A 14,463-nucleotide genomic window follows, 5' to 3' on the forward strand; every position below is an offset into this window, starting at 1 on the left:
AGGATAGGTGAAAAGATATATTGGGAGGCAAGTTCTCAATACATCAGAAGTTCGGGAAGTAGCTCAGCTTGGTAGAGTACTTGGTTTGGGACCAAGGTGTCGCAGGTTCGAATCCTGTCTTCCCGATAAATTAGGATACTGAGGACGATGGCGTAGCCAAACTTCTTTAGAAAATTAGAGATTTGCGTAAGCAAGTGTAGCTTGTGCGGACAAATCATCTATTTTCTAAAGAAGTTAGTCTGAAGTTCAACTGGTTGACGACTGGTTTCAGTCGTTTTTTTGTACATACGATTATTGAACTTAATTTGCTATAATAAGAAGAGATAACTTGAGGTGATGAGATGAGAGTGGTTGCAGGACAATACGGGGGGAGAACCCTTAAAACATTAGAGGGGAAAAATACGCGTCCGACTGGCGATAAAGTCAGAGCTGCGATTTTTTCTATGTTAGGTCAATACTTCGATGGCGGACTTGTTTTAGACTTATATTCTGGATCAGGGGGTCTTGCGATTGAAGCTATTTCACGTGGCTGTGAGAAAGCTGTTCTAGTTGAAAAAGATAGACAGGCGCAACAAGTTATCCAAGCTAATATTGAGATGACGAAACATCTCGAGCGTTTTAGTCTGATGAAAATGACATCTGATAAAGCGATTTCACTTTTAGACAAACCTTTCGATTTAGTATTTTTAGACCCACCCTATGCCAAAGAGCAGATTGTTAAGGATATTGAAAGGCTTGAGGATAGCGGGCTTTTATCGCCAGACGTAATCATTGTGTGTGAAACGGATAAATCAGTTGAATTACCGGAAAGTATCAGCAATTTCAATTTAATCAAGCAAAAAATTTATGGTATATCGAAAGTGAGTCTCTATGAAGGCGCTTGAACAAGCCTATTGGCAGAAATTTAAAGCTGCTACTAACATTGCGTCACCATTATTTGGCTCAAGCTGGTCATTTGGTAATACTGCAAAAATGGCGGATGACTTAGGACAACTCGTCCTTGAAGGCAAGAAAACAGGCACAACTTCTGCACTTGCTTTTTATGAACTTGAAGGCGCTGCTTTGCCAAGAGCGAACAAAGTTTACGATATGTTGTTAAATGGTGCCAATGACCCGATTGCGATTTTACAGACGAAAAAAGTTAAACGTTTTATGTTCAATGACGTGACCGAAGAAATGGCCCGTTTAGAGGGTGAAGGCGATTTATCGATTGCTTACTGGCAAGCAGCCCATCGTGAGGTTTTCAAGACGGCGTTTGCCAGAGAAAATCTGACTTATGATGAGGCAAACCTTGCTTTAATCTACGAAGAATTTGAGGTCATTTACAAATGAAAATCGGTTTATACACAGGAACTTTTGACCCGATTACCAACGGTCATCTGGATATTATTCACCGCGCTGCGAAACTTTTCGATAAACTTTATGTCGGCATTTTCAACAACGACAAGAAAAATCCCCTTTTCACATCGGCTGAGCGGGCGGAGATGATGGGCGAGCTATTGGCAGAGTTTGAACAGATTGACGTTATCGTGCATGAGTCGGATTTGACGGTCAATGTCGCTCAGAAATTGGGCGTGACGGCGCTGGTTCGAAGCGTCAGAAATGCGCAAGACTTAGACTACGAGTCGGCCATGATTTATTTTAACCATGACATGACAGGGGTTGAGACTGTTCTGCTCGCGGCCAGTCCAGAATTACAGTATGTGAGTAGCACGCGAATGAAAGAGTTGGCACACTTTGGCGTCGATGTGTCAAAATGGGTGCCGGCGCTTGTGGCACTTGAATTGGAGAAAAAATTTGAACAAAAATAAGAAGTCATTCATCAAAGTCCGCTGGGGCATTGCTAGTCTTGTCGGTATCCTAGTCCTTATCGGTGTGCTACTCCCCCTACCCTACTATGTTGAGATGCCTGGTACGACTGAAAATGTGGGTGAGATGGTTAAAGTCAATCAGCCACCATTAACCCAAACATCTGAAAAAGGTTCCTTGAATTTAACGACTGTTTCGATGATGCGGGCAACGGGTGCTAGTTTGCTTTATGCGGCGGTGACGGATTTTACCGATGTTTACAGCAAGGCAGATATGATGGGCAATCAGACGGACGCTGACTACAATCGCATGAACGCTTTTTACATGGCAAGCGCGCAGAATGCGGCGATTTACGAGGCGTTTAAACTGGCTGGTAAGCCCTTTGAGTTAGACTACAAGGGCGTTTACGTTTTAGATGTCATGAAAAAATCGACGTTTAAGGATATTTTGCATATCGCGGATACGGTGACGGGTGTTAATGGACAAAGTTTCAAATCATCTGAGGAGCTGATGACTTATATCAAGGCTCAAAAAATCGGGGCTAAGATTTCGGTTCAATACACAAATGAAGCGGGCGAGGCAAAATCTGCAGACGGTAAAACGATTAAAATCGCAGATGGCAAGGCTGGCATTGGCATCACATTGGTCGATCATACGGCGGTTAAGAGTACGCCGGAGGTGACGATTAATGCGGGTGCGATTGGTGGGCCATCAGCAGGGATGATGTTCACGCTAGAAATTTACGCCCAACTAACGGGACAGGATTTGACACGGGGACGTGAAATTGCTGGGACTGGCACGATTGAACAGGATGGTAAAATTGGTCGAATTGGCGGGATTGATAAGAAGATTGCCACCGCCAGTCGCAATGGTGCTGAAATTTTTCTAGCGCCTGATGATGCCATCACCAAAGAGATGAAAAAAGCCGAGCCGGGTGTCAAGTCAAATTATCAAGAAGCCCTGACTGCTGCAAAAAAATTGAAGACGAAGATGAAGATTGTCCCGGTGAAAACCGTGCAGGATGCGCTTGATTATCTGGAGAAATGATGCTTTGGCTTTAAAATCAATCAAAAATAAACAGGTCGTTAGAAGATTGTGAAATCAATTTCTGACGATTTTTTTTGACGAGTTTGTGAAAAAATATAGCTTGATTTGGCGGTATTGAAACCAAATTAATGAATAAATTCACAAACTCGGCAATTTCACAAATGATAAATTGCTAAATATCACTTTACAAACGTTTTCAGTATGCTATAATATGGATATAGAGATAAGTTAAATAATTCACTAACTTATCTAAACCTAATCGGAACTACCATTTTTAAGGAGAAAAAAGATGGCTACAAAAACTGTAGAGAAAACAGAAACATTTGACGTTGCGGGCATGATTGATGCGCTTGCTGCTAAAGGGGCGACAGCGCTCAAGGGTCTTGAAAAATTAAATCAAGAACAAATTGACCATATCGTGCATGAAATGAGTATGGCAGCGCTTGACAAACATATGCCATTGGCTAAGTTGGCGGTGGAAGAAACGGGTCGCGGTATCTATGAAGATAAAGCCATCAAAAATATGTATGCCTCTGAATATATCTGGAACGCTATCAAAGATAACAAAACAGTTGGCGTGATCAATGAAGATAAAGAAGCGGGCATCGTTGAAATTGCTGAGCCAGTCGGCGTTATTTGTGGTGTGACACCAACAACTAACCCAACGTCAACAACCATTTTCAAATCAATGATTGCCATTAAAACACGTAATCCAATCATCTTTGCTTTCCATCCATCAGCACAAGAATCATCTGCGGCAGCAGCACAAATCGTCTTGGATGCCGCAGTTGCAGCTGGTGCGCCTGAAAACTGTATCCAATGGGTGACCACACCATCAATCGAAGCGACAGGTCTTTTGATGAACCACCCAACGATTGCAACAGTTTTGGCAACTGGTGGTGCAGGCATGGTTAAATCAGCTTACTCAACTGGTAAACCAGCACTTGGCGTAGGGCCTGGTAACACACCTGCCTACATCACAAAAGATGCTAAAATCAAACGTGCAGTAAACGATTTGTTCCTTTCAAAAACATTTGACAACGGAATGATTTGTGCGTCTGAACAAGCGATTATCGTTGATAACGAAGTTTACAACGAGGTTAAAGATGAGTTCTTGGCACACAATGCTTATATCGTATCATCTAAAGCTGAACTGGCGAAATTGCAAGCAGCTGTGATGTTGCCTGACGGTCATGCGGTTAATCCTAAAATCGTCGGATACTCAGCAAAATATATCGCTGAATTAGCAGGCATTAAAGTACCAGCAGAAACCAAATTACTCATCGCTGAAATCGCTGGCGTTGGGGTTGACTTCCCGTTATCACGTGAAAAATTATCACCAGTCTTGGCCATGGTGAAAGCGAACTCGACCGAAGAAGGTCTTGACCTTTGTGAAGCCATGCTTGATTTGGGTGGTCTTGGTCATACGGCTGTTATCCACACAGAAGATGAAGACTTGCAAATCCAATTTGGTATTCGTATGAAAGCTTGTCGTATCCTTGTGAATACGCCAGCAGCTGAAGGTGGTATTGGGAACATCTACAATGAAATGTTGCCATCCTTGACACTTGGTTGTGGTTCTTACGGTCATAACTCAGTGTCACATAACGTATCAGCAGTTGATTTGATTAACGTTAAGACGCTTGCTAAACGGAGAAATAATATGCAATGGTTCAAATTGCCACCAAAAGTTTACTTTGAAAAAAATTCGATCACTTACTTGCAACAAATTAAAGCTGAACGTGTGATGCTTGTTTGTGACCCAGGTATGGTTCAATTTGGCTATGCTGACCTTGTTCGTAAACAACTTGAAAAGAATCCTAATGACCCACGTGTGGAAGTCTTCTCAGACGTAGAGCCTAACCCGTCTACCAACACAGTTTATAAAGGTCTTGAAGTTTTCAATAGCTTCCAACCAGATGTGGTGATCGCCCTCGGTGGTGGTTCAGCAATGGATGCGGCGAAAGGGATGTGGATGTTCTTCGAGCACCCAGACACATCATTCTTCGGCGCGAAACAAAAATTCCTTGACATCCGTAAACGTGCTTACAAGATTGAATATGCTGAAAAAGCAACTTTCATCTGTATCCCAACAACATCAGGTACTGGTTCAGAAGTGACACCATTTGCGGTAATCACTGACTCAGAAGACCATACGAAATACCCACTCGCTGACTACGCTTTGACACCAGATGTGGCCATCATCGACCCACAACTCGTCATGTCAGTGCCTGCAAGTGTCACTGCTGATACAGGTATGGACGTCTTGACACATGCCATCGAATCTTACGTTTCAGTCATGGCATCTGACTACACACGTGGTCTGTCATTGCAAGCCATCAAGATTGTCTTTGAACACCTTGAAAACTCAGTTAAAACTGGTAATGCTGAAGCGCGCGAGAAAATGCACAATGCCTCTACAATGGCTGGTATGGCCTTCGCCAATGCCTTCCTCGGCATTACCCACTCAATCGCCCACAAAGTCGGTGGTGCTTGGAACATTCCTCACGGTCGTACCAATGCCATCTTGCTCCCACACGTTATCCGTTACAATGCCAAAGATCCTCAAAAACATGCCATGTTCCCTAAATATGATTTCTTCCGTGCTGACAGCGACTATGCTGACATTGCGCGTTTCCTAGGTCTTAAGGGTAACACTACTGCTGAGTTGGTTGAAGCGCTCGCAACTGCTGTTTATGACCTTGGTATTGCAACTGGTATCGACATGAACTGGAAAGCACAAGGCTTGACGAAGAAACAAATGGAAGCAGAAATTGATCACTTGGCTGAAAAAGCTTACGAAGACCAATGTACAACTGCTAATCCAAAAGAACCTTTAATCTCTGAATTGAAAGGGATCATCGAAATCGCTTATGACTATAAAGGTTAAGCGATAACGACGCAAAAACTTACAGACAGTGGTTTGTAAGTTTTTTTGTGCTGGGAAATCGGAAATATGATATACTATTGGCAAATATAATAAAGGGAGATAAGAGATGATTGAAGTCAGAAAAGCAAATTTTGAGGATCATGCCATGATTTATCGGTTAGGTCAAGCCGAATTGGGCTATGATTTAGACGAAACCTTTAGCCAAAAGCGTTTGAGGGCGGTCTTGTCAAAATCAGCCAATCACATTTTTGTTGCCTTTGTTGACGGAGAACCTGCTGGTTATATTCATATCCAAGACTATGATGTGACGTATGCGCCTCCCTATAAGAATATCTTGGGCTTAGCTGTTTTTAAGGCCTTTCAAAGGCAAGGTGTGGGTAAAGCATTGATGCAAGCGGCAGAAGCGTTTGCGCGGGCTGATGGTGCAGCTGCGATTCGCTTGAACTCTGGGGAAAACCGGCAGGGTGCACATTTATTTTATGAGCGGATGGGTTATGACTGGGTCAAATCACAGGCCAATTTTAGAAAAGCGTTTTAAAGATGGAGAGATTAACGTTATCAGTGACTATTGATCGCCCCATCGGTTATGACCACCATGGTACGATTTATCCGATTAATTACGGCTATGTTGCGGGCGTCATAGGTGGCGATGGGGAGGCGCAGGATGTCTACGTTTTAACGGAAGATGACAAGCCTCTGGAGAGTTTTACAGGAGAGCTAATCGCAGTCGTCCACCGTGGGGATGATGTTGAGACCAAGTGGGTAGTGACGGACTTTGATGTGTCTTATACGGCTGATGAGATTATGGCGACAGTCCGATTTATGGAACAGTATTTTAAGTCAACGATTGAAATGGTGGATTAATCATGCAGGATTTAACAGCAGAGTTTGCAGGTGGGCGATTAAACATTCGTGTGGCGGCAATCATTCAACAAGATGATAAGATTTTGGTATCACAATGGCCTAACGGGACAATCTCTTTAGTAGGCGGACGCGTTGCCCTCGGAGAAACAACGCAAGCCGCGATTAGCCGTGAAGTAGCTGAAGAAACAGGTTTAATTGTAGAAACGGCTAGCTTATGTGCGATGATTGAGAATTTTTTCAAATATGATGATACATTTTATCATGAGTTTTTGTATGTCTATAACGTGGCAACAGAATCGTTTGAGCTTAATCAATCAGCGCTTGATTTTGACTGTCAAGAGATTTTATGGTTACCCATCAGCGATAGCGATAGATTACAACCGAAGATTTTGTCTGACCTTGTCAAAGATAAGCGTGGTCAGATGTTACATCTTGTAAATCAAGAAGCGTTTTATCCAAATTGATGAAATTTCGACTTACGAAGCAAAAATATTTATGATATACTGAAGATAATTTACTGCGTATAATGGATCAGCGTAAAGGTGACTTCCGAGTTCAATCGGAGGTGCTTTTGCGCTGTTTTTTGTGGTGAAAATAGAAAATAAGAGGTTATCCCTAATGGATTTTTACATGAAGCTCCCCCGAAATGGCAAAGAATTCGCCTTATTCCTCGGCATTGTTGCCACGATTTCAGTCAATATGATTGCACCGGTAATTTCTGGTTTTGAGGTTGGCTTTAGCCTAGCAACTTGGCGCTATACGCTGATGAATTCACCGGTAATGCTAGTGGCGGTCATTATCTGTGTCTTACTCACGCATATGCCTGCAGAAAAATTAGCAGCTAAAGTGACAGCTGAAACCGATAGTTTCAATGCCAAAATCACGCTGACGATTTTGATCAATGTTGCGATGATGTCTGTCTTGATGACGATTGTGGGTGCGATGATTGCAACGAAAACGATTAGTTTAGCACCCTTTCAACACTTCTTTGACAAATGGCCGAGAAATTTCACGATTGCGCTCGTTACAGAACTGCTGATTGCACAGCCAATCGCACGTTTTGTTTTATATCAATTGCATCAAAAAAGTGATAAGGGCTTAAAAACTACCATTTCTGAGAAATAGAGGTATAATAAAGGAGGAGGAAAATCAAATGAAAATTACTTATCACAATGCAGGCAATGCGCCAGAAACTAAAACGTTTAAAGATGTTGCAGAGTTTTTAATGTTGCAAAATCGTGAAATTCCAGCGATTCAAGATCACTATGAAGTAGATGCGCTCTATGTTGGTGATGAGCAAGTTGATTTTACTGGGACAATCGGCGATTTATTTGATAAATACAACAAGTAAGTCTTGTCAAATACGCTAAAAGCGTGTATAATTAAATGGTTGCCGTAAAAAGTTACGGTAATCGAAACCACATTTTGACATGATCGTCCCGTAGTGCTGGCTAGAAGCCAGTAGCGGGGCGAGTTGACGGTCAAAAGAGGAAAAACTATTTTAAAAGGAGACTAGCTCATGGCAGTCATTTCAATGAAACAACTACTCGAAGCGGGTGTTCACTTCGGTCACCAAACACGCCGTTGGAACCCAAAAATGAAACCGTTCATCTTTACAGAACGTAACGGGATTCACGTTATCGACTTACAAAAAACAGTTAAACTTGCTGACGACGCTTATAACTATGTACGCGACGCTGCAGCAAACGGTGCTGTTGTTCTCTTCGTAGGGACTAAAAAACAAGCTGCTGAAGCGGTTAAAGAAGAAGCGACTCGTGCTGGTCAATACTACATCAACCATCGTTGGTTGGGTGGTACTTTGACGAACTGGGGGACAATCCAAAAACGTATCGCACGTTTGAAAGAAATCAACAAAATGGAAGAAGACGGCACTTTTGACGTTCTTCCTAAAAAAGAAGTTGTTTTGCTTAACAAACAACGCGATCGCTTAGAAAAATTCTTGGGCGGTATCGCTGATATGCCACGTATTCCTGATCTTATCTATATCGTGGATCCACATAAAGAGCAAATCGCTGTCCAAGAAGCAACTAAATTGAACATTCCAATCGTTGCCATGGTTGATACAAATGCAGATCCTGATCCAATCGACGTGATTATCCCTGCCAATGATGATGCCATTCGTGCGGTTAAATTAATCACTGGTAAAATGGCTGACGCCATCATCGAAGGTCGTCAAGGCGAAGACGCTGTTGAAGCTGAAGATGCCAACGTATCAGAACCAGCATCAGCTGAATCAATCGAAGAATTGGTAGAAGTTGTGGAAGGTTCTAACTAAACAGAGGTTTAGTTAGAATTGACCGATAAGGAAACGCGTAGCGTTGCTTCAAAAACTAAGCATAGGCTTAGTTAGAATGAACCAATTCTACCAAGTACCTAACTAAAAAATCGAAAGAGGGCGGGGCCTACGCCTCAGTCCTCTTTTTTTACTAAAACTGAGTTTCGGCTCCTTGAGACTAGGAAAAAAGATAAAAGTGCGCACGAACTAAGTCTAGCTTATAAAGTGCAACTCCTAGGGAAAAAGAGAAAGACAGAACCTTGTCTTTCCTATTTTCCTAGGAGCAGACCGCACTTAACGCTTTTCATGTTCGCTTACGCCTTTTCCTATTTTTCATCGTCTCAAAGCAGTCGCCTCAACATCTTAAAGGAGAAATCAAAAATGGCAATTACTGCAGCTCAAGTAAAAGAATTGCGTGAAAAAACTGGTGCCGGCATCATGGATGCTAAAAAAGCACTTGTTGAAGTTGATGGAGATATGAACAAGGCGATTGACTTGCTCCGTGAAAAAGGGATTGCAAAAGCAGCTAAAAAAGCTGACCGTGTCGCTGCTGAAGGTTTGACGGGTGTTTATGTTGACGGTAACGTTGCAGCACTTGTTGAAGTCAACTCAGAAACTGATTTTGTTGCCAAAAATGAACAATTCGTTGCTTTGGTTAACGAAACAGCCGAATTGATTGCTAAAAACAAACCAGCTGACAACGATGCCGCACTTGCCATTCTAACGTCTACTGGCAAAACTTTGGCTGAGGCTTATGTTGAAGCAACGTCAACAATCGGTGAAAAAATTGCCTTCCGTCGTTTCCAATTAGTTAAAAAAACGGATGCACAAAACTTCGGTGCTTACCAACATAATGGTGGTCGTATCGGTGTTATCACAGTCGTCGAAGGTGGCGACGAAGCCCTTCCAAAAGCGGTTGCCATGCACGTTGCGGCAATGAGCCCAAGCGTTTTGTCTGCTGAAGAACTTGACCATGACTTCATCGTCAGCGAAACAACTGCTTTGATTTCACGTATCGAAATCGAAAACGAAGACCGTAAACGTACAGGTAAAGCTTTCTTGCACGTGCCACAATTTGGTTCCGCTGCACAATTGACTGATGACGTTTTGTCTAAAGTTGAAGCTGAATTCAAAGCAGAGCTGAAAGCTGAAGGCAAACCAGAAAAAATCTGGGATAAAATCGTGCCAGGTAAAATGGCTAAATTCTTCGTTGATAATACACAAATCGACCAAGAAAACGCGCTTTTGTCACAACTTTACGTGATGGATGACAGCAAAACGGTTGCAAAATTCCTTGAATCTAAAGACGCTAAAGCAGTGACGTTTGCACGTTTCGAAGTTGGCGAAGGGATTGAAAAAGCTGCCAACAACTTTGAAGCTGAAGTGCAAGCAACAATGGCTGCAGCACTTGAAAACTAATTTTCAAACCATCGATTAGTCAGATGACCTAAAAAATGCACCGAAATTCATCTTCCGGTGTATTTTTTTGCTTAAATGTGGTATAATGAAACACGGAATTTATAAATTCGAACACATGATTTAAATGTATGAATAGACCCGTGATGGAGAGTAAAAAGAATGCCAAACAGTATCATAATCGCAATCGTCGTCTTACTTGCAATCGTCGTTATTTTTTATGTGGCGTCGATGGTGTTACGCAAAAAAACAGAGGATCGGATTATTGCGCTTGAAGAACGCAAAGAAGATCTATTTGATTTGCCGGTACAAGAAGAGATTGACGCTGTCAAAAAATTGCATCTGGTTGGGCAAAGTCAGACGATTTTTCGCGAATGGAATCAAAAATGGATTGATTTATCGTCAAATTCTTTTGCGGATTTAGAAAATCACATTTTTGAAGCGGAACAATTAAATGATTCTTTTAGATTCGTTCGGGCGCGAGCATCTGTGGACGCTTCAGAGGGTCAGATTGAACTCATGGAAGAAGACGTTCAGTCGATTCGTGAGGGGATTGCCGAATTAACCAAGCAAGAAACGATTAATTCGTCAAAAATTCAAGATTCTTTGGATTTATATGAAGCTTTGCGGACTGAAATCATGGAGAATGCGGACAGATATGGCGTTGCGCTTGGTGAACTTGAAGCGCAGTTAGATAATATCGAAACTGAATTTAACCAATTTGTTGACTTGAATTCAACAGGTGACCCGATTGAGGCATCTGAAGTTTTAGAGACGGCTGAGGAGCATACGATTGCCCTCGGTGCTATTGCTGAGCGAATTCCAACGGTTGTTGAAGAGTTGACTGTCAACTATCCAAAACAATTGGACGAATTAGCGCAAGGCTATCAAGACTTTTTAGCACAGGATTTTAAACTACCAGAAACTGTAAAAGTTGAAGAACGTTTGCAAGAAGTTCGTGATGATTTGAAGCAGACCTCTCAATATGTTGAGCACTTTGAATTGGATCGGGCAGACGGCTATTTGGATCAAATTCAAATGAATTTAGAGGGTCTCTACGAAATTTTTGAGACGGAATACAAGGCGCGTCGTGATGTGGCCAAAAATGCCAGTATTATCAAAGACTACATTGCACATACACGAGCGAATAATAAAAATCTCCTCTTGGAGATTGATCATGTGTCTCAAGCTTATGTTTTGACTGGTAACGAAATGGGTATGATTCGTGGCTACCAAGAACAGCTGGATCAGTTAGAGTCTGGTGCCAATGAATTATTAGATGTCATTGGGGAAAATGCGCAACCTTACAGCTTGCTTGGCAAGGAAGTTGATACGATTATTTCAACGCTTGATGATATTGAGAAAAATCAACTGAAAATCAGTAATGATTTGCAAGCTTTGCGAAAACAAGAGAAAGCAGCACAAGATGCAGCGGATAATTTTGATCGTGAAATTAGAATTCTAAAACGTTACGTTGAGAAACGTAATTTACCGGGTTTGCCACAGGTTTATCTGGATAAATTCTTTGCGACATCAGAACGTGTGCAAACTTTGTTTAAAGAATTGAATAAAGTCAAAGTGAATATTGATGGCGTCAATCATTTGGTTGATGTGACGACGGAAGATTTATCAAATCTGAAGGATACAACGGATGAGATGGTAGACAAGGCACGGTTAGCGGAAGATTTGATGCAATATGCCAATCGTTATAAAACAACGAATGAAGCTGTTGCCAAGAGTATTGCGCGGGCGTTTCAATTATTTGAACGGGATCGTAATTATGCCGCATCCTACGAAGAAATTTCAGTCGCATTGGACGCAGTAGAGCCGGGTGCAAGTGAACGAATTGCCAATGTGTACCACAATACTAAAATGATACCGGACTATCGTTAAGTCAAAAACTCGCTAAACGGCGAGTTTTTTGCTTGTTTTATCGGGAATTAAATGAGAAATTGGCGCATCTAATGTGAATTATGATATAATGATAGGGAATGAAATTCGAGCACAAATGTAACCTGATGTGAGTGGATAGCATCCTGTCTCAACGACAAAGCTATCAGGGATAGTTATATTTGAGCTTAGTAATAAAGAGAAAAAGAAAAGAGGCTTTTCATGACAAAAGGTATTATTTTAGCAGGCGGTTCAGGAACGCGTTTGTATCCCTTGACACGTGCGGCAAGTAAACAATTGATGCCCATCTATGACAAACCGATGATTTACTACCCGCTTTCAACTTTGATGCTTGCGGGGATTAAAGAAATCTTGATTATCTCAACACCACAAGATTTGCCACGTTTTGAAGAATTGTTAGGCGATGGTAGCGAGTTTGGTATTTCATTGAGCTATGCCGTGCAGCCTAGTCCTGATGGGTTGGCACAAGCCTTCATTATCGGTGCTGATTTCATTGGCGATGATAATGTTGCCTTGATTCTCGGCGACAATATCTACTATGGTCCTGGCATGTCGAAAATGTTAGGTCGTGCTGCGGCTAAAGAAAAAGGCGCGACAGTCTTTGGTTATCAAGTCAAGGATCCAGAACGTTTTGGTGTCGTTGAATTTGACGACAACATGCGTGCGGTTTCAGTAGAAGAAAAACCTGAACAGCCAAAATCAAACTATGCCATTACAGGTCTTTATTTCTATGATAATGATGTGGTCGAAATTGCTAAAAATATCAAACCATCACCGCGTGGTGAGCTTGAAATCACAGATGTGAATGATGCCTACCTCAAACGTGGCGATTTGGACGTCGAAGTCATGGGTCGTGGCTTTGCGTGGTTGGACACAGGCACGCATGAGTCACTTCTTGAAGCGGCACAATATATCGAAACGGTACAACGCATGCAAAACGTTCAAGTGGCTAATCTGGAAGAAATTGCTTACCGCATGGGCTACATCACACGTGAACAAGTCATTGAATTGGCACAGTCGTTGAAGAAAAACGAATACGGTCAGTATTTGTTACGACTTGTGGAGGCTGACTAATCCATGACTGAGAACTTTTTTGAAAAAAAATTAGCAGCGCGAGAAATTGCTGAAATTCCAGGGATGTTAGAATTTGACATTCCGGTTCACGGCGATAATCGTGGCTGGTTTAAAGAAAACTTCCAAAAGGAAAAAATGCTGCCACTTGGTTTCCCGAAAAATTTCTTCGCTGAAGGTAAACTGCAAAACAACGTCTCATTTTCACGTAAAAATGTCTTACGCGGTTTACATGCTGAGCCTTGGGATAAGTACATCTCGGTTGCGGACAATGGTCGTGTACTTGGTGCATGGGTTGACTTACGCGCGGGCGAAAGCTTTGGTAATGTCTATCAAACAGAAATCGATGCCAGCAAAGGGATCTTCGTCCCACGTGGTGTTGCCAATGGTTTCCAAGTTTTGAGCGATGTTGTGTCTTATAGCTATCTCGTGAACGATTACTGGGCACTTGAACTCAAACCTAAGTATGCCTTTGTCAACTATGCTGACCCAACGCTAGGTATCAAATGGGAAGACGTTGCGAATGCTGAAGTAAGTGACGCAGATAAAAATCATCCCTTGTTAAAAGATGTGACGGCTTTGACGGCTGATTTGCTGTAAGCGGTGATAAGAGGTTCTGGAGGTTTAATATAAGATGACAAAAGCCTTATTAGTAATCGATTTACAAAATGGTGTTGGACCACTATTCGAGTTTGAAAAAATTATTCAAAATATCAATCAACGCATTTGCGAGTTTCGTGAAAAAGCTGAGCCAATCATTTTCATTCAACATCAGAGTGTTGGATTGGCAGAGGGGAGTGAACCTTGGCAATTTGTTTCTGAATTGGCGATTAAACCTGATGATATCGTGATTGCTAAAACACAAGGGAACGCATTTTATAAAACAGAGTTAAAGCAGACGTTGGATAATCTGGGTATCGATGCGCTTGAAATTTGTGGCGCTCAGACTGAATATTGTGTGGATGCAACGGTTAAAGCAGCCTATTATGCTGGTTATCAGATATCAGTTACACCGAATGCCTTCTCAACTGTTGACACGCAAGAATTTCCTGCCTCTAAAATTAATAAATTTTACTGGGGAATGTGGTCGTGGTTGAGTGAAAGTTCGCCATTAGTATAAAAATAGAAACATGATATGTAAAAGCTATAGCTTCTTAGA

16 protein-coding genes and 1 tRNA gene are annotated in these 14,463 nt (G+C 41.9%); all 17 read left to right on the top strand.

From position 1 onward, the window contains the following. Positions 1-52: 52 nt before the first annotated feature. The 17 genes from RsY01_RS08780 (at position 53) to RsY01_RS08860 (ending at position 14,424) form a co-directional block, all read left to right on the top strand. Positions 53-126: transfer RNA gene (locus RsY01_RS08780), tRNA-Pro, on the top strand. A 215-nt stretch (positions 127-341) separates the two neighbouring features. Further along, positions 342-884 carry a 16S rRNA (guanine(966)-N(2))-methyltransferase RsmD gene (gene rsmD / locus RsY01_RS08785; protein WP_094785174.1) on the top strand — a complete coding sequence of 181 codons (543 nt, stop codon included), beginning with the start codon at positions 342-344 and terminating at the stop codon, positions 882-884. Continuing rightward, a complete protein-coding gene (locus tag RsY01_RS08790) occupies positions 871-1,332 on the top strand; it encodes an ASCH domain-containing protein (protein ID WP_094785175.1) in 462 nt (153 codons plus the stop codon). Before rsmD ends, RsY01_RS08790 begins: the two co-directional genes overlap by 14 nt. Beyond that, positions 1,329-1,811 (top strand): pantetheine-phosphate adenylyltransferase, encoded by a 483-nt coding sequence (coaD, locus tag RsY01_RS08795; RefSeq protein ID WP_094785176.1) that lies wholly within the window; start codon positions 1,329-1,331, stop codon positions 1,809-1,811. The genes RsY01_RS08790 and coaD overlap by 4 nt, the downstream gene beginning before the upstream one ends. Continuing rightward, complete coding sequence (locus tag RsY01_RS08800) at positions 1,747-2,856, top strand: SepM family pheromone-processing serine protease (protein WP_167373257.1); 1,110 nt, start codon at positions 1,747-1,749, stop codon at positions 2,854-2,856. The genes coaD and RsY01_RS08800 overlap by 65 nt, the downstream gene beginning before the upstream one ends. Positions 2,857-3,145: 289 nt before the next feature. Further along, a complete protein-coding gene (adhE, locus tag RsY01_RS08805) occupies positions 3,146-5,746 on the top strand; it encodes a bifunctional acetaldehyde-CoA/alcohol dehydrogenase (protein WP_094785178.1) in 2,601 nt (866 codons plus the stop codon). Positions 5,747-5,852: 106 nt separating this feature from the next. After that, positions 5,853-6,284, top strand: coding sequence for a GNAT family N-acetyltransferase (locus RsY01_RS08810; RefSeq protein WP_094785179.1), 432 nt, complete (start codon positions 5,853-5,855; stop codon positions 6,282-6,284). 2 nt (positions 6,285-6,286) lie between these two features. Then, positions 6,287-6,610 carry an inorganic pyrophosphatase gene (locus RsY01_RS08815; RefSeq protein WP_094785180.1) on the top strand — a complete coding sequence of 108 codons (324 nt, stop codon included), beginning with the start codon at positions 6,287-6,289 and terminating at the stop codon, positions 6,608-6,610. Between the two features lie 2 nt (positions 6,611-6,612). Continuing rightward, positions 6,613-7,074, top strand: a complete 462-nt coding sequence (locus RsY01_RS08820) for an NUDIX hydrolase (protein ID WP_094785181.1) — start codon at positions 6,613-6,615, stop codon at positions 7,072-7,074. Positions 7,075-7,228: 154 nt separating this feature from the next. Further along, positions 7,229-7,735, top strand: coding sequence for a DUF2798 domain-containing protein (locus RsY01_RS08825; RefSeq protein WP_094785182.1), 507 nt, complete (start codon positions 7,229-7,231; stop codon positions 7,733-7,735). Positions 7,736-7,763: 28 nt separating this feature from the next. Continuing rightward, on the top strand, positions 7,764-7,961 hold the full coding sequence (locus RsY01_RS08830) for a DUF4649 family protein (protein ID WP_094785183.1): 198 nt from the start codon (positions 7,764-7,766) through the stop codon (positions 7,959-7,961). Positions 7,962-8,129: 168 nt separating this feature from the next. Beyond that, a complete protein-coding gene (gene rpsB, locus RsY01_RS08835) occupies positions 8,130-8,906 on the top strand; it encodes a 30S ribosomal protein S2 (RefSeq protein ID WP_094785184.1) in 777 nt (258 codons plus the stop codon). A 381-nt stretch (positions 8,907-9,287) separates the two neighbouring features. Continuing rightward, on the top strand, positions 9,288-10,325 hold the full coding sequence (tsf, locus tag RsY01_RS08840; protein WP_094785185.1) for a translation elongation factor Ts: 1,038 nt from the start codon (positions 9,288-9,290) through the stop codon (positions 10,323-10,325). Positions 10,326-10,484: 159 nt separating this feature from the next. Then, positions 10,485-12,215: a septation ring formation regulator EzrA gene (gene ezrA, locus RsY01_RS08845; RefSeq protein ID WP_094785186.1), complete on the top strand. Its 1,731-nt coding sequence runs from the start codon at positions 10,485-10,487 to the stop codon at positions 12,213-12,215. A 219-nt stretch (positions 12,216-12,434) separates the two neighbouring features. After that, positions 12,435-13,307 carry a glucose-1-phosphate thymidylyltransferase RfbA gene (gene rfbA, locus RsY01_RS08850; RefSeq protein WP_094785187.1) on the top strand — a complete coding sequence of 291 codons (873 nt, stop codon included), beginning with the start codon at positions 12,435-12,437 and terminating at the stop codon, positions 13,305-13,307. Positions 13,308-13,310: 3 nt separating this feature from the next. Then, positions 13,311-13,904: a dTDP-4-dehydrorhamnose 3,5-epimerase family protein gene (locus RsY01_RS08855; RefSeq protein ID WP_094785188.1), complete on the top strand. Its 594-nt coding sequence runs from the start codon at positions 13,311-13,313 to the stop codon at positions 13,902-13,904. Positions 13,905-13,938: 34 nt separating this feature from the next. Further along, a complete protein-coding gene (locus RsY01_RS08860) occupies positions 13,939-14,424 on the top strand; it encodes a cysteine hydrolase family protein (RefSeq protein WP_094785189.1) in 486 nt (161 codons plus the stop codon). Positions 14,425-14,463: the final 39 nt, after the last annotated feature.

It is taken from the genome of Pseudolactococcus reticulitermitis, from assembly GCF_002260845.1.
Taxonomy (GTDB): domain Bacteria; phylum Bacillota; class Bacilli; order Lactobacillales; family Streptococcaceae; genus Pseudolactococcus; species Pseudolactococcus reticulitermitis.

Coding starts and splice junctions, on each gene's coding strand:
- RsY01_RS08855 (WP_094785188.1), top strand. CDS start 13,311: ATGACTGAGAACTTTTTTGAAAAAAAATTAGCAGCGCGAGAAATTGCT.
- RsY01_RS08815 (WP_094785180.1), top strand. CDS start 6,287: ATGGAGAGATTAACGTTATCAGTGACTATTGATCGCCCCATCGGTTAT.
- rsmD (WP_094785174.1), top strand. CDS start 342: ATGAGAGTGGTTGCAGGACAATACGGGGGGAGAACCCTTAAAACATTA.
- RsY01_RS08820 (WP_094785181.1), top strand. CDS start 6,613: ATGCAGGATTTAACAGCAGAGTTTGCAGGTGGGCGATTAAACATTCGT.
- rpsB (WP_094785184.1), top strand. CDS start 8,130: ATGGCAGTCATTTCAATGAAACAACTACTCGAAGCGGGTGTTCACTTC.
- ezrA (WP_094785186.1), top strand. CDS start 10,485: ATGCCAAACAGTATCATAATCGCAATCGTCGTCTTACTTGCAATCGTC.
- RsY01_RS08825 (WP_094785182.1), top strand. CDS start 7,229: ATGGATTTTTACATGAAGCTCCCCCGAAATGGCAAAGAATTCGCCTTA.
- tsf (WP_094785185.1), top strand. CDS start 9,288: ATGGCAATTACTGCAGCTCAAGTAAAAGAATTGCGTGAAAAAACTGGT.
- RsY01_RS08800 (WP_167373257.1), top strand. CDS start 1,747: ATGTGTCAAAATGGGTGCCGGCGCTTGTGGCACTTGAATTGGAGAAAA.
- RsY01_RS08830 (WP_094785183.1), top strand. CDS start 7,764: ATGAAAATTACTTATCACAATGCAGGCAATGCGCCAGAAACTAAAACG.
- rfbA (WP_094785187.1), top strand. CDS start 12,435: ATGACAAAAGGTATTATTTTAGCAGGCGGTTCAGGAACGCGTTTGTAT.
- RsY01_RS08860 (WP_094785189.1), top strand. CDS start 13,939: ATGACAAAAGCCTTATTAGTAATCGATTTACAAAATGGTGTTGGACCA.
- coaD (WP_094785176.1), top strand. CDS start 1,329: ATGAAAATCGGTTTATACACAGGAACTTTTGACCCGATTACCAACGGT.
- RsY01_RS08790 (WP_094785175.1), top strand. CDS start 871: ATGAAGGCGCTTGAACAAGCCTATTGGCAGAAATTTAAAGCTGCTACT.
- RsY01_RS08810 (WP_094785179.1), top strand. CDS start 5,853: ATGATTGAAGTCAGAAAAGCAAATTTTGAGGATCATGCCATGATTTAT.
- adhE (WP_094785178.1), top strand. CDS start 3,146: ATGGCTACAAAAACTGTAGAGAAAACAGAAACATTTGACGTTGCGGGC.